Genomic DNA, 14,179 nt, shown 5'->3' with positions numbered 1-14,179 from the left:
CGACTATGGGACCTGCTCGCCGCCGTCGGCTACCGCCCGTCCTGGCGATCGGAGCCACGCTCAGTCCGGCCGTCGGCATCGGCTGGTTCGGCTGGGACCTGCTCCCGCTCCTGGTCGTCTACTGGCTCGAGGCGGTCGTCTACGTCGGCCGCTGTTCGCTCGAGTCGCTGTTTGCCGTTCGCCCCGTGGACGATGACTACTACGGGCTCTTCATCCCCCTCGAACGCCTCCGCGAGAAGCGCGGGAGCGTGCGCGTTGTCGAGTGGCTCCCGCCGGTCTTCCCGCGAAACGTGCCGTTCGCGCTCAACGGCGGGTGGCTGCTCTTCGCGCTCGGGACGCTCGGGGCTCTCATCATGCTCTTCGCTCGCCCCCCGGGCACCCTTGAGCGGGGGACGCTGGTCGGCATCGGCGGCGCAACCGCGCTCGTCGTGGGCAGGCACGCGGCCACGCTCCTCGAGTCGATCCGCTCCGACCGGTACAACGCGTGGACGGCACTGTCGCCGTTCTCCCGTCGGCGCTGGCTCGCCGGCGTCATCGTCGCCTTTCTCGTCCCGATCGTGGGTCTCGGGGCCGACCGGACCGGGCTCGGGCTCACGGCGACGGTCGCCCTGATTCTCGCGACGAAGCTCTGGTACGATTTCCTCGACCTCCGCACGCCCGACGACCGGCCGACCGACCCCCAGCGGGACGAGACTGCGATCGACGTACCCGAGACTGCGCCGCTCGCCGTCGTCCACACCGACGGACGCGGGATCGCCCTCGACGCGCTCGTCCTCGGTGCGATGCTGGCGCTGCTCCCGCCGGTCGGGTTCGTGATCCTGTTCTCGAGTGTCGCGGTTGGTCTCTGGCTCGGCCTTCCCGCGGGTGTCGCGACGGTCGTGCTCCTCGTCGCCGCCCGCGCGGCGTTGGAACTCCCGATCGCGTCTCTCAGGGACGGAGCCGTGGAGTACCGCGTGTACGATGCCGCCGTGATTGCGTACGATACGACGCTCGACGCGCCGCAGTGGCGGCTTCCCCGACGCGAGATTACGGACGTTCGGACGGACACCACGTTCATGAGCCCCCTCCTGTCCGGGGCCGTCGGAACCGTCCGGATCGACTGTGCGGATGGCTCGTCGCGTTCGCTCTCACTGGTCCGGAACCCCGAGGCGTTCGTTCGGACCCTCTCTGTCGAACCCGCCGCCTGAACCGACGCCGACCGGTTGCACCCCCGATAGCGCGCTGCGAACGGGGACGCCAAGAACACGTCACATCGGGAGCCACTCGAGACCTCGAACCGTGAGCGCCGCGATCCCGTCGGTCGTTCGCCCATCCGTCGGCCCGCCGGTCGGACTCGAGACGCCGAACCCGGCGACGGCTCCCCGATCGACCCCCGTTCGACGCGACAGTCGTTCGTGATCGAATGTGTGAAATTCCGACGGAGCGGACGCGACAGGCGCTGGAACGCGGTCGTGGCTGGCCCCAACCTATATCCCCGTGGTCCCGAGAGACGAGCCATGAGCATTCGAGACGAACCCCGGCGCGGGAGTGTCTCGATGGACCCGATTCGCGTCCTCCACGTCGACGCCGACTCGGCGTGGACGGCCGCGGTCGCCGACTGCCTCGAGCGAGCGGCCGCCCCCATCGAAACGCTCAGCGCGACCAGCGCCAGCGACGCGCTCGAGCGGCTCGAGCACGCCGATGTCGACTGTCTCGTCTCGGAGTACGACCTGCCCGATATGGACGGGCTGGCGTTGTTCGACGCGGTCCGAGCGGCCCACGACTCGCTGCCGTTCGTCCTGTGTCCCGGGGCGGGCTCGGAGGCCGTCGCGAGCGAGGCGATCGGGGCGGGGGTGACGGACTACGTGCCGAAAAGCGAGGGGGCCGCGACGCTGCGGGACCGCCTCGTCGCGGCCGTCGACACGATCCGCGCCCGCTCGCGCCGCAAGCGCCAGCTCCACGCCGTCGAAACCGCACGGGAGGGGATCAGCCTGCTCGACGACGAGGGCCGATTTGTCTACGTGAATCAGGCCTACGCCGACCTCTACGGCTACGAGCCGTCGACCCTGATCGGCGCGCACTGGGAGCGGCTCTACCCGGACGAGGATGTCGCGACCGTCCGCGAGGAGATCATTCCGACGGTGATGGCCGAGGGCGACTGGTTCGGCGAAACGACTGGCCTCCGGGCCGACGGCACCACCTTCGTCGAGGCCCACTCGCTGTCGACGACCGACAACGGCGACCTCATCTGTACGGTCCGCGACGTGACCGACCGCGAGGAGCGCAAGCGCGAACTCGAGCGCTACGAGACGATCATCGACGCGCTGGGTGATCCGGTCTACACGGTCGATTCGGAGGGGCGGTACGCGTTCGTCAATGATGCCTACGCCGCGATGACGGGCTACGAGAAGGACGAGATCGTCGGCCGCCACATCTCGTTTCTCCTCGACGAGCCGTCCGTGGAGCGCGGCGAGGACTGCGTCCGGTCGCTGCTCTCCGACGACACCGACGCCCGCCACCGGACCTACGAAATCACCGTCGAAACGAGCGACGGCGAGCGGATTCGCTGTGAGGACAACGTCTCGCTGTTGCCCCTGGCGGACGGCCGCTACCGGGGCGTCGCCGGCGTCGTTCGCGACATCACCGAACGCAAGGCCCGCGAACGCGAACTCGAGCGCTACGAGACGATCCTCGAGACGATTCCGGACGAGGTGTACTCGCTGGACGCCGCGGGTGTCATCACCGATATCATCCCTCCGATCAACGACGACGTGTCGACGACGGGGCACCGACCCGAGGAACTGGTCGGCGAGCACGTCTCGGTCATCATGGACCAGGACGATATCGACACCGCCGAGTCGGAAATCGAGGCGCTATTGGGCAACGATGACCGCGAGCACGCGTCGTTCGAAATGGAGACAGTCACGAAAGACGGCGAGCGCCACCCCAACGAGAATCACATCGCGGCCCTGCCGCCGGACGAGGACGGCTGCTTCCGGGGTACCGTCGGCGTCCTGCGAAACATCGCCGACCGGAAAGCCCGCGAACGCGAACTCAAAGCGCAGAACGAACGCCTCGACCGGTTCGCCGGCATCGTCTCCCACGACCTCCGGAACCCGCTGAACGTCGCCCAGGGCCACCTCGAGCGGGTCCGCGAGAGCGGCGACTGCGACGACGACGATCTCGAGGCCATCGCCTGGGCCCACGATCGGATGGCAGCCCTGATCGAAACCCTGCTGACGATCGCACGCGAGCGCGATCCCGACCCTGACACCGAGCCGGTCGACCTCGCGGACCTCGTCACGGACTGCTGGCGACACGTCGAAACAGACGACGCCGCGGTCGAGATCGAAACGGACGCCGTCGTTCGGGCCGACCGCGCCCGCCTTACCCAACTCCTCGAGAACCTCATCAGCAACGCCGTCGAGCACGGCTCGACGGACGACGCACGGGCTCGCCGGGACGCCGACCCCGACAGCGCCGCTATCACGCTCACCGTTGGCGACCTCGACGAGGCGGCGGCCGACGGGTTCTTCGTCGCCGACGACGGCTCCGGCATCCCGGCCGCCGAGCGCGACAGGATATTCGAAAGCGGCTACTCGAGCGATGGGACGGGGCTCGGGCTCGCGATCGTCGATCGGATCGCCGACGCTCACGGCTGGACGGTGACCGCTACCGAGGGAGCCGACGGCGGGGCGCGGTTCGAACTGACCGGCGTCGACCTGGTCGGCCGGTCGCGGCCCGGCGACGAGGAGTAATCCTTTTGCGGGACCCCTACACACGTCCGGGTATGAGCAGCAACTGGCCGGTCGATCCCGACGGCGAGGAGGGCAGCGAGGGGATGCGCAAGTTCGACATGCGGATCATCGCGGACAAGGTCGACGAGGAGGAGGACTTCCCGATGGACCGCGACGAGTTCGTCGCGGAGTACGGCGACTACCCGATCCGGATCAACTACGAGACGGTCGTCCCGATGAGCGAAATCTTCGAGTACGTCGAACCCGCGGAGTTCGAGACGATGCTCGACATGCACAAGGCCGTCGGCGCTGCGATGCGTGCGGGCGACTTCTGGACGTACCACCCGAAGGGCAGCGATCCCGAAAAGAAACACGCCTGAACGCCGCCCCCATCACGAATCTGGATTACGTATCGCTTATACGACGCCGTTCGAAATGAACGCCCACAGTGACTAACACGCAGGTAACGCTCGTTCAGATCGACAACTACGGACCCTGGACCGTGACGCCGGAACCGCGTCGGGAGGCCGACCTCCAGACCATGCAGTCCCGGCTGTTCGCCGAAATCTCGCAGTTCGTCGGTAACCGCGGCGGCTACGCCTTCTTCACTCGCTTCGACAACATGATCGCGGTGACGAACGGCTGCTCGCTCGAGGACCACGCGCTGTTACAGGAGTCGATCGGCAACCGGTATCCCGTCACGCTCAGCCTCGGCGTCGCGACGGGGACCAGCCCCGTGCAGGCGCTGTCCGACGCCACGGCCCGCTTGCAGGAGGCCGGCAGCGCACAGGACGAGAACCGCCGCGAGTGTCTCGAGGGGCGGGCGATCGACGACGAGTACCGGACCGACGACGACGTCCAGATCGCCCACTTCGACGTGGTCAACGCGACCGGCAACTACACGGACGAACTCAACGCCTTCGACACCTTCATCGAGATCGAGCAGGGGTACGCCGAACTCATGCGCCACATGCGCTACACCCACGACAGCCTCTCCTTTTTCGTCGGCGGCGACAACGTCATCGTCGTCTGTCCCGACCTCGCGGCGGCCGACTACGAGGAGGCCACCGCCCACGTCGAGGACGCCGTCGACGTCGAGATGCAGGTCGGCGTCGGTCGCGGGGCGAGCGCCCACGAAGCCGGCTTCGCGGCGAAACACGCCCTCGAGACCTGTCGGGCCGACGGCACTCGTGTCGAACTCGAGTGGAAGACGGCCTGAGAACGGTGAATTAGGGAACTTCGCTGCCGGCTTGCTTAAGTGTGACGGGAGTAGCTTTTAGCCCGTTCGTGGGTATCGTTCAGATATGGAATCGGAACTGTCCGTCAGGGATGTCCTGACGTCCGACTACGTCGGCGTCAGCGAGTCCGACACCGTCCGCGAGGTCGTGCGACTCATGCGCGAGGAACGGACGAGTTGCGCGCTGGTCGTCCGGGGTGCGGAGCCGGTCGGCATCGTGACCGAGTGGGACGTGCTCGGACTCGTCGCGGACGACCGCGATCCGTCGGCGACGACCGTCGGCGACGTGATGACGACGCCGGTCATCACGGTCGATCCCGATCGGTCGCTCACCGACGTTGCGACCACGATGGCCCGCCAGAACATCCGCAACGTCGTCGTCGAAGCCGCCGACGGCATCGTCGGCCTGGTTACCCAGCGAGACGTCATCGCCGCCGCGGGCTCGTTCCAGGCGACGATGACGCCCTCACGCTCGAGCGAGCCGCCGGTCGATCGCGACCGCGGAGCCGCCGATCCCGCAGCGACCCGGACTGCCGAGGAGGACGATACCCAACTGCTCCCCAACGGTGGCGACGAGTACACCACGCAGGGCATCTGCGAGGCTTGCGGCTCCCTCGCCGACGCGCTCTGGGATGCCAACGGCCAACTCGTCTGTGCGGACTGTCGGACGGTCTAATCGACTGCCGGTCCCGACTCGGCAGGTGTCGTGTCGGCGGCTCCCGATCCGTATCCCTCCGATAGAAAGACCTTTCGGGTGTCGCGGTGGACAGGTCGATAATGATCGCGACCCTCGACGACCTGGACGTCGAAGGGACTACCGTCGGTGTTCGCGTCGACGTCAATAGTCCGATCGACGACGATGACACGCTCGCGGACGATGCCCGACTGCGCGCACACGTCGATACCCTGTCGGAACTGCTCGAACGCGGCGGTCAGGTCGCCGTCCTCGCCCATCAGGGTCGGCCCGGCGGCGACGACTTCGTCTCGCTTGCTTCCCACGCCGACCGCCTCTCGACACTGCTCGACCGGCCCGTCGACTACGTCGATGCGACCTTCTCCGAGGCCGCCCGAGAGGCCGTCAGGGACCTCTCGAACGGCGGGTGCGTCGTCCTCGAGAACACGCGCTTTTACAGCGAGGAGTACATGGAGTTCGACCCCGAACGGGCCGCTCGAACCCACCTCGTCGCGGGCCTCGAACCCGTCTTGGACGCCTACGTCAACGACGCCTTCGCCGCGGCCCACCGCTCACAGCCCTCCCTCGTCGGGCTCCCGTCCGTCCTCCCCAGCTACGCCGGCCGCGTGATGGAATCCGAACTCGACGTGCTGGGCTCGATCGAGGAGACCGACGCCCCCCGAGTCTACGTCCTCGGCGGCGCGAAGGTCTCCGACTCGATCGATGTCGCCTGGTCCGTCCTCGAGAAGGGGCTGGCCGATCACGTCCTCACCGCGGGCGTCGTCGGCAACGTCTTTCTCATCGCCGACGGCGTCGACCTCGGCGACGCCAGTTCCGATTTCATCTACGACCAGGGCTACTGGGACGAGATCGACCGCGCCGCCGATCTGCTCGACGCGTACGGCGATCGGATCGCACTCCCGCGGGATGTCGCCGTCGCCCGGGACGGCGACCGCCACGAACTCGGCGTCAACGCCTTGCCCCCCGGCGACGGCGAGGCTGCGATGGACATCGGCGAGTCGACGCTGGACTACTACCGACGGATACTCGCGGACGCGGAGACCGTCATCCTCAACGGCCCCGCCGGCGTCTTCGAGGACGAACGCTTCCAGACCGGCACCCGGGAACTCTACGGCGCTGCGACCGACATCCCGACGAGCATCGTCGGCGGCGGCGACACGGCCGCCGCCCTGCGGACGCTCGGCGTCGAGGGCTTTTCCCACGTCAGCACCGGCGGCGGCGCGGCGTTGCGGATGCTCACCGCCGAATCGCTTCCCGCCGTGACGGCACTCGAGAATGCCCCCCAACGACCCGCAGCCGACGATTGAACGCGCGTCTCGCGACGACATCCAACCCCTCACCGACCGCTGGGTCCGCCTCGCTCGCGATCAGCGCCAGTACGGGTCGGCGGTCCGTGCCGACGCGAACCGCGAGACCATGCGGGAGACGCTCGGAGCCTATCAGGTCAGCGATGGCCTGTTCGTCGCCCGTCTCGAAGGATCGATCGTCGGGTTCGCCACGGTCTCGGTCGAACGCGGTGCCCTCGAACTCGACGAGACCCGCGGCATGCTGTCGAATATCTACGTCGAACCCGCCCATCGGAACCGCGGCATCGGCACGGCGCTGCTCGAAGCCGCCGAGGCGTCGCTGGCCGATCGCGGCGTCGACACGATGCTACTCGAGGTGATGGCCGACAACGAGTCCGCCCGGCGGTTTTACCGTCGCAAGGGGTACGCGGAGTTCCGGGTGACGATGAGCCGGACACTCGAGAGCCGGGAGAAAAACGATACACATTCAAAGGAGGACGGCTAACCCACGGCGTGCGCCAGGGGAGCATGGGCGGTTCATGCACTCGACTTGTAATCGAGACTTCGTGGGTTCAAATCCCACCCCTGGCTTGAATACGTAGTTCAGAGCCACTGCTGATTGATACGCCTTTTTCGTCCCAAGAAGTCAAGTGATCCGACCCGACGGGTCAAAACTCGTTCTACCGCCGGTCGAACGGAGGTGTCATTGCTCGAGTACCGCGACCGATGACCCGGCCCGTTCTGCGGAGCCTCGACGATATCGAGGCTTCCGAGTCCGTCATCGATCGTCCGAAACACGGTGAGCGAACGGTCCGGGTCGACTGAACCGCGGACGACGAGGAGATTTGCATCGCTCGACGACGCGTCACACGTCCGGGATCGCAACCGATTCGCCGAGTCGAATCCCTCACGGAGTCGATCCTGTCGTGTCCGCGTCCGTAATCGAGGGAAGGAGCACTGGTTCCTGCAAAAACGTAGTGAATGCTACTGATTCGCGGCCCGAATTAGACCGTTTCGACGGCGTGTTCGGATTCCCAGCCGGGTCCCTTGCCGAAATCGAGTTCGACGAACTGCTCGCCCGACGATTCGTAGATGCTGAGCACTTCCGTTTCCCACCCGCGGCACGCGTAGGGCCCGGTCCGACTCCAGTCTCCGTTCGGCGGGTCCTCCATCATCTGATAGCAGTCGTCACAGTCACTGCAGGGACTGTACTTGACGGTGTCGCCGACGGAGAGATGGGTCGCCGAAGCGCTTCCGGCTGCCATCGCGACGCCGCCGACGCTGGCGAGTCCGATGCCGGTCTTTCGAAGGACGCTACGTCGATCGATACCCGCGTTATCACTTGTCATATCTACACCGGATAGATATCGCCACTACTAATAAATCTTTGCTAGAACTAGTTTTACCGTATATGTATATTACTATCTTATTAAAAGCAGTGAGGGTCTGTAGTGGAAGATTAGTTCTCCCGAGTCGTCCCTCGAGCAACACTAACTCGGTCCGAAATCGATTCGGAAGCCTCGTCGGTGGACACGACGGTGTGGACCCCCAGTCGGGTCGGCGAGCGTCGCCGGTGGTGGGCGCAACTTCGAATAGAAAGGGGAGGGGAAAACGCGTGAGTATTGTTGCTGTTGACGCGCCAGCACGGAGTCACTGGATTGAAACGATCGGGCATCGAACACGGTCACAGACTGACAGCGCCGATGACTGACTCTAACCAGCCGCCAACACCGGACCGCTTGACCGCCCTTCTCGATGACGGAGATCACGAAGCGGTGGGTGCAGAACTGGCGCGGGTCGGTACGGCAGACGCGGACGCTCGCAAGCGAGCATTGCGGGCGGCTCGAGCGGACGTCGAAGAACGTCCAGGTGCGTTCGACGGACTCGCTGCCCCGCTCGTGACGTTTCTGATCGACGACGACCGTGCGATCAGACTGAGCAGCGCCAAACTGTTCGTCACCCTCGCAGCCTCGGCACCGGGTGCCGTCCGCCCTGTTATCGACTCGCTTGCGGAGCGACTGGCCGACGACGAGGAGTTCTACTACGTCCGAGCGCGGTGTGCCGAAGCACTCGGCTACGTCGCGCTCGAATTCCCCGAGGAGGTCAGCGACCCGGAGATCCTGGCGGACCTTCGCATCGGGCTGTCGTTCGACGAACCGGAGGTCAAGGAGAAACTCGCGAAGGCGCTGGCGTGCGTGGCGCTCGGTGACTCGAGTCGACTCCGGCATCAGGTCCCGTCGCTGGCCGAGCATCTCGATGCCGAACCCGAACTCGTCCGGTATCATCTCTGTACGGCGCTTGTCGCGGTCGGGTGTGCGTATCCCGAGACGATGTCCGAAGCGGTGGGTGAGCTACGAGAGCGATTGGACGACGAGAACCCCTACGTCAGGGGGCGAGCAGCGGAGGGGTTCGCGGTGGCCATCCGGTCGGACGCATCGATCGATTCGATCCCCGATCTCGGCAAGGTCGACTCCGGGGATGACGACCCGCCGGCGTTCCTCACCGACCGCGTGCGTTTCCTCCGACAGTCGCTGGCGGACGACGAGGAGTCCGTCGAGTCGCTAGCCGGCCTCGGGACCGTCGAGTCGATCCGGGACGGGACGGACGACACCGTCGAGGCGATCACGTCGCCCGACGGGTCCGAGTGTCAGCACTGCGGGCTCGACCTGTCCGGGGGCGGCCCGCCGATCTGTCCGCGCTGTGGCGCTCCACACTGACTGATCTAGGCTGACCGACTATTCGGAATCGTTTTATATGTTTAGGCTGGCCTAAAACACATGGTGAATGACGCCACTGAGCACGAGACACCGACGCGACGTGAGTATGTAAAGTACGGCGGCACGGTCGTTGGCGGGGGACTGCTCGCGGGGTGTGTGAGTCAGTCCGACTCCGATTCGACGCCGGAGGATGGTGGCTACTCGGTGACAATGGCACCCATGGGCGAGGTTACGTTCGAGGAGATCCCACAGGATATCTTCACGATACTGGGCCATCACGCGGACATGTTGTTGGCACTCGGGCGGGGTGACGATATCAACGCGATGCATGCCCCCGAATACCACCAGTCGCTGTACCGGAAATTCCTGCAGCGTCTCGACGGAGTCTCGGTCGACTGGGAGGGACTGTATTCCTCGTGGCCGCCGACGGAGGAAAAACTGTACGAACTGGATAGCGACGTTCACATCGCTGACCCTGCGAAGGTCGCGACGGCCAACGGATGGGACGACAGCGACATCAGCAAGATCGGCGAGACCGTCGGACCGTGGTTCGGGAACACTCTCAGCGGCACCCATCGGGAACCGCCGGCGGGCTGGGCCGACAAATACGAATACTACACGCTGTGGGACATTTTCGGCAAGATCGCGCAGGTGTTTCAGGAGACCGAACGGTACGAAGCGCTCGCCTCGGTCCACGAGTCGATGCTGGAGACGATCGAGTCGAACCTTCCGCCGGAGAGCGATCGGCCAAGCGCGGCACTGGTAACGTTCGCGTCGGACGAAAAAAAGGCGTGGGGCTACAAAATGAACTACCCGGGCTACTACGCCGCACACACCCGGCCGATGGGCGTCACCGACGCGCTGGCCGACGCCACCGGGGACGGGTACGGCGAGGACGGCCGCAACATCACGCTCGACTACGAACTCCTCCTCGAAGCGGATCCGGACGTGTTGCTCGTCCTCGGCCCGATGACGGCGTACCACGACCTCGACGATATCCGGACGAATCTGGAGGAAGACACCACTACACGCCATCTCACGGCCGTGAGCGAAGGTAACGTCTACGCCCAGGGGGCACGTCGACAGGGACCGATTCTCAACCTCTTCCAGACGGAAATGACCGCAAAGCAGTTGTTCCCCGACCAATTCGGCGAGTGGCCCGGCTACGTCGACGGCGAAGCGTACCCGGCGATTCCCGAGGACGAACGGTTGTTCGATCGCCAGCGAATCGCGGACATCATCAACGGTGAGAGCTGAAGCGATTCGCACGCTGCTCGTACGGCCGTCGTGCGATCAGCTGTACAGTGACCGTCAGTTGCTATGATAGGTCAAACGACCGTTTAACCCAGACCAAGTCATATATCCCGTGTCCGAGAGTATCCGATATGGATCGACGGACACTCCTCGTCGCGGGCGGGGGCTCCCTTACTACCCTCACGGGTGGCTGTCTCAGTGACTCGAGCACCCCGAATCGGAGCGACGACGAACCCGGTAACGGAACCGAGAAGCCGCAATCGTCATCTCCGGACGCCGGGATTTCGGTGGACGATATCGTCGTTCGAAAGGCCGTCACGTACGAATCTATGATGGGATCGGGCGGCGTCCATGCCGAAGACGGGACACAATATATCGTCGCCTCGGTGCGGGCCGACGAGGGCCTCCGGGCATCGAACTTCACGTTCGAGACGGGTGCGGAGTCCTGGACCCCGGGACTCCCCGACGGCAGGGGCGGGCTGAATTTTACGCTTGCGGACCACGGGGGCGGCCCGGTCGGTCGACGCAGCGGTGGCGAGAGCTCATACCTCGCGTTCACGGTCCCGTCACCGCTCTCGGCATCGAACCCGCGGATTCGGTACGCGGACCCCGACACCACGTGGCCGCTCACCGACGCGGGACGGGAGCGGTTGGCTGCGCCCGCTCCCAGCTTCGAACTGGTATCGCTGACCGTCGCGGAGACGGTGTCCCGCGGAGAGTCGCTTCCGGTGTCGCTGACCGTGACGAACACCTCCGAGACCGACGGCCGGTTTCTCGCAGCCCTGTATTGGCCGACGAAACTCATCGCGGACGACGACGAATCACACATCCTCGAGCGTGAGGTGTCCGCCGGCGACGACGCGACGTTCTCCCTCGAACTCGATACGGAGTACACGACCGAGACACCGGACTCGGTGACGCTATCGATTCGAGGGTATATTACCGCCGACCGTGAGGTCGCGGTTCGTGAGCGTTCCGCACGGAACTAAGCTCGTCTGCTGTCCCGGTCGCCCACTCGACCGTCATCTCGAGTCCATCGACGCGTCGGGCGGCGGTCGGGTATCGGCTCGCTGCGTGCGCCCTCATTCCGCATAGGCCTCGTGTTCCGGCGTCCACTCCGATCGTGGGAGTTCCGTCCAGATATTCTCTGCCCACATATCGAAAGACAATCGCATCGGATGGCTACTGCCGAGGTAACGAACTGCGTCCGATCTATAGGAACAACTGCAACTAGTGACACACTGATCGTACAGCACTCGTTCGATCAGGTATGCAGTGACTTGCAGTGGCCACTATAGCTCCGGAACGGACTGTTCGAAACAGCTACATGACTCCGGGACGTATCCGACGGTGGGACGTTCGTCCCGCCCCCGGCGGAATAAAAGGCACTCCGTAGCGGTTGCCGCCGAAAGCGATCGGCAATACGCACACGACCGAGTCCGGGACGGCCGAGGACACGGCTGTCGCGGGTGACGTCCGAGCCAAAGCCGGTCGCTGACAGGTGGTTCCCGCCGGCGTGTCACGAGACAAGCCCCCTGGGGGCCACGCGCGATCTCGAGGCGTGGCGACGAAGCCCTGCGCTTAAGCCGGTCGAAGAGATCGCGCGGATGCGTTCGAAAAGGGGACCCCATCCGCTCGAGTTCATCGGTATCGAATTCGTCGTCCGACCGGACCGATTCCCGGACGCCGATCGCTCGCACGATCAGCACCGAGGCCGAACGACCGGCTACGGCTACCGACCATCGTGCGCCCGTTTCGTCCAGCCACAGTTGAGACACGGACTGAGCCGGAGCGGTTCGCCACACTGCTGACAGTGGCCGCTCGGATACTGTCTCCCGCCCCCATCGTCGTCAGTCATTCGAACACCCCATGCACTGCTATCGGAGCTTATACAGATAAAATATTGGCCCAAAGACCCTCATTTAGGCGTTCGCCCGAGCGGTATTTCGACAGCGGTCCGCCGACGATTCGCCGAGCGTGAGACGGTGACAGTACAACGGACTCGAGGCGGGCGGGCCCGGAATGCGAACGTGGCTCGACCGAGGCCCTTACCAGAATCCGAGCAGGTTCCCCGCGACGACGACGGCGAACAGCAGCAGCGCGAGCGCCACGAGCACTACCGACTCGGGCGAACCGGACGAGTGGAAAACGCGCGTGAGTCGTCCCGATCCCATCCCATTCCCGCTGACGATCAATCGCTCACCCTCCTTGCTTGCCATAAGATATCATGGACTGACTTTCACTAAAAACTGTTTGTAGCGCGCCTGTCATTCCGGACTGAGTCCCGGACGTGGTGACCGTCGAGACACGCCCGATCGTCACTGTCGGCGAAGCAGAACGGAGGAGTCGATATCGGCCGTCGATGGGTGTTGGCGGTCTCGATGTGGGCAGTTTTATCATCGTGCACCGCTCCCGTATAACTGTCCGCGGGGTCCCTCGAAACCACCACCTACCGCCCCCGTGGGCGACCGTTTTCCGGGCAATGGACGGCGTGCTCTCCGCGACCGACGACGCGACGGACCGTCGGGACTCGACGCCTCCGAACCGGGGTGTGTCGATCGATATCGAAGCCACGACACGGCGACGAGTCGTTTGGGCGATCACTCGAGCGCCGACGGACCCTATTCGGTTTCCGGTCCCTTCGCAACGCGGGCCTCGCTCGTCAGGGCGTCGACATGAACGTGGAGTGCTCCCGAATCGGTCTCGAGCGGGACGATCCAGGAGGCACTGGTCCGGTGTGGCGTCTCGCGAACGCTCACGCCGTCGTACCCCTCCTGTTCGGCCGTCGTTCGAGCGATCCGTGCTGCCTCGTCCGCGTCTTCGATCCGGATTTCGTCGCTCAAGCGAACGGTTACGACCGGTACGTCCGCCATCCGGACGACTCGTTCGGTGACGCTCCCGACCAGGACCCGATCGAGGCCGGTTCGGCCCTGGGTCCCCATGACGATCATGTCGACGTCGTGTTCGTCGGTGTACTCGAGAATCTCTTCGTGGGGGACGCCCCGTTCGACGGCCGTCACGGCGTCGACCCCCTCCCGCGTCGCTTCGGCCTCGACGCGGTCGACCGCCCGCTCGGCGGCCGCAATCGCGCCGTCGGTCTGCAGCGTGCCGAGCGGCCCCTGCGGTACGATCGACAGCGCATGGACCGTCGCGCCGAAGCGATCCGCGATCGTCAACCCGTGCGTGATCGATCGGCGAGTGCCGTCGCTCCCGTCCGTCGGAACGAGGATGTCCTGATACATGCTACGGCGGAATTAGGGGGCACAGTCGTAAAT

13 protein-coding genes and 1 tRNA gene are annotated in these 14,179 nt (G+C 65.2%); 11 read left to right on the top strand and 3 right to left on the bottom strand.

The window, feature by feature from the left end:
* The first annotated feature begins 5 nt into the window (after positions 1-5).
* The 8 genes from C487_RS15460 (at position 6) to C487_RS15425 (ending at position 7,524) form a co-directional block, all read left to right on the top strand.
* Positions 6-1,187 carry a DUF6498-containing protein gene (locus tag C487_RS15460; RefSeq protein ID WP_006186751.1) on the top strand — a complete coding sequence of 394 codons (1,182 nt, stop codon included), beginning with the start codon at positions 6-8 and terminating at the stop codon, positions 1,185-1,187.
* A gap of 309 nt (positions 1,188-1,496) precedes the next feature.
* Entirely contained in the window at positions 1,497-3,737 is a 2,241-nt protein-coding gene (locus tag C487_RS15455; RefSeq protein WP_083864632.1) for a PAS domain S-box protein, read from the top strand.
* Between the two features lie 32 nt (positions 3,738-3,769).
* Positions 3,770-4,096 carry a DUF5785 family protein gene (locus C487_RS15450; protein ID WP_006186749.1) on the top strand — a complete coding sequence of 109 codons (327 nt, stop codon included), beginning with the start codon at positions 3,770-3,772 and terminating at the stop codon, positions 4,094-4,096.
* Positions 4,097-4,164: 68 nt separating this feature from the next.
* A complete protein-coding gene (locus tag C487_RS15445) occupies positions 4,165-4,935 on the top strand; it encodes a GTP cyclohydrolase III (protein ID WP_006186748.1) in 771 nt (256 codons plus the stop codon).
* Positions 4,936-5,020: 85 nt separating this feature from the next.
* Positions 5,021-5,629 carry a CBS domain-containing protein gene (locus tag C487_RS15440; protein ID WP_006186747.1) on the top strand — a complete coding sequence of 203 codons (609 nt, stop codon included), beginning with the start codon at positions 5,021-5,023 and terminating at the stop codon, positions 5,627-5,629.
* 101 nt (positions 5,630-5,730) lie between these two features.
* Entirely contained in the window at positions 5,731-6,954 is a 1,224-nt protein-coding gene (locus tag C487_RS15435; RefSeq protein WP_006186746.1) for a phosphoglycerate kinase, read from the top strand.
* A complete protein-coding gene (locus C487_RS15430; protein ID WP_006186745.1) occupies positions 6,923-7,438 on the top strand; it encodes a GNAT family N-acetyltransferase in 516 nt (171 codons plus the stop codon). The genes C487_RS15435 and C487_RS15430 overlap by 32 nt, the downstream gene beginning before the upstream one ends.
* A 12-nt stretch (positions 7,439-7,450) precedes the next feature.
* A tRNA-Thr gene (locus tag C487_RS15425) sits at positions 7,451-7,524 on the top strand.
* Between the two features lie 413 nt (positions 7,525-7,937).
* Here C487_RS15425 and C487_RS15420 read toward each other — a convergent pair.
* Positions 7,938-8,282, bottom strand: a complete 345-nt coding sequence (locus tag C487_RS15420; protein WP_006186744.1) for a hypothetical protein — start codon at positions 8,280-8,282, stop codon at positions 7,938-7,940.
* 354 nt (positions 8,283-8,636) lie between these two features.
* Between C487_RS15420 and C487_RS15415 the strand changes: the two genes are divergently transcribed.
* From C487_RS15415 to C487_RS15405, 3 genes are all read left to right on the top strand, one after another.
* Complete coding sequence (locus C487_RS15415; protein WP_049908195.1) at positions 8,637-9,650, top strand: HEAT repeat domain-containing protein; 1,014 nt, start codon at positions 8,637-8,639, stop codon at positions 9,648-9,650.
* A gap of 60 nt (positions 9,651-9,710) precedes the next feature.
* A complete protein-coding gene (locus tag C487_RS15410; protein WP_193787933.1) occupies positions 9,711-10,907 on the top strand; it encodes an ABC transporter substrate-binding protein in 1,197 nt (398 codons plus the stop codon).
* Positions 10,908-11,035: 128 nt separating this feature from the next.
* The gene (locus tag C487_RS15405; protein WP_006186741.1) at positions 11,036-11,893 is read left to right on the top strand and encodes a hypothetical protein; all 858 of its coding nucleotides are present in this window, start codon (positions 11,036-11,038) and stop codon (positions 11,891-11,893) included.
* A 1,059-nt stretch (positions 11,894-12,952) separates the two neighbouring features.
* Here C487_RS15405 and C487_RS20845 read toward each other — a convergent pair.
* Both C487_RS20845 and C487_RS15395 read right to left on the bottom strand, forming a co-directional pair.
* Positions 12,953-13,123 carry a hypothetical protein gene (locus C487_RS20845; RefSeq protein ID WP_162471318.1) on the bottom strand — a complete coding sequence of 57 codons (171 nt, stop codon included), beginning with the start codon at positions 13,121-13,123 and terminating at the stop codon, positions 12,953-12,955.
* A gap of 402 nt (positions 13,124-13,525) precedes the next feature.
* On the bottom strand, positions 13,526-14,146 hold the full coding sequence (locus tag C487_RS15395; protein ID WP_006186738.1) for a universal stress protein: 621 nt from the start codon (positions 14,144-14,146) through the stop codon (positions 13,526-13,528).
* Positions 14,147-14,179 lie beyond the last annotated feature (33 nt).

The sequence above is a fragment of the Natrinema pallidum DSM 3751 genome (assembly GCF_000337615.1).
GTDB lineage: Archaea > Halobacteriota > Halobacteria > Halobacteriales > Natrialbaceae > Natrinema > Natrinema pallidum.
The sequence above is the reverse complement of the archived record's forward strand: the minus strand, read 5'-3'. Positions and strand labels throughout refer to the sequence as shown.

Coding starts and splice junctions, on each gene's coding strand:
- C487_RS15460 (WP_006186751.1), top strand. CDS start 6: ATGGGACCTGCTCGCCGCCGTCGGCTACCGCCCGTCCTGGCGATCGGA.
- C487_RS15455 (WP_083864632.1), top strand. CDS start 1,497: ATGAGCATTCGAGACGAACCCCGGCGCGGGAGTGTCTCGATGGACCCG.
- C487_RS15450 (WP_006186749.1), top strand. CDS start 3,770: ATGAGCAGCAACTGGCCGGTCGATCCCGACGGCGAGGAGGGCAGCGAG.
- C487_RS15440 (WP_006186747.1), top strand. CDS start 5,021: ATGGAATCGGAACTGTCCGTCAGGGATGTCCTGACGTCCGACTACGTC.
- C487_RS15435 (WP_006186746.1), top strand. CDS start 5,731: ATGATCGCGACCCTCGACGACCTGGACGTCGAAGGGACTACCGTCGGT.
- C487_RS15430 (WP_006186745.1), top strand. CDS start 6,923: ATGCCCCCCAACGACCCGCAGCCGACGATTGAACGCGCGTCTCGCGAC.
- C487_RS15420 (WP_006186744.1), bottom strand. CDS start 8,282: ATGACAAGTGATAACGCGGGTATCGATCGACGTAGCGTCCTTCGAAAG.
- C487_RS15415 (WP_049908195.1), top strand. CDS start 8,637: ATGACTGACTCTAACCAGCCGCCAACACCGGACCGCTTGACCGCCCTT.
- C487_RS15410 (WP_193787933.1), top strand. CDS start 9,711: ATGGTGAATGACGCCACTGAGCACGAGACACCGACGCGACGTGAGTAT.
- C487_RS15405 (WP_006186741.1), top strand. CDS start 11,036: ATGGATCGACGGACACTCCTCGTCGCGGGCGGGGGCTCCCTTACTACC.
- C487_RS20845 (WP_162471318.1), bottom strand. CDS start 13,123: ATGGCAAGCAAGGAGGGTGAGCGATTGATCGTCAGCGGGAATGGGATG.
- C487_RS15395 (WP_006186738.1), bottom strand. CDS start 14,146: ATGTATCAGGACATCCTCGTTCCGACGGACGGGAGCGACGGCACTCGC.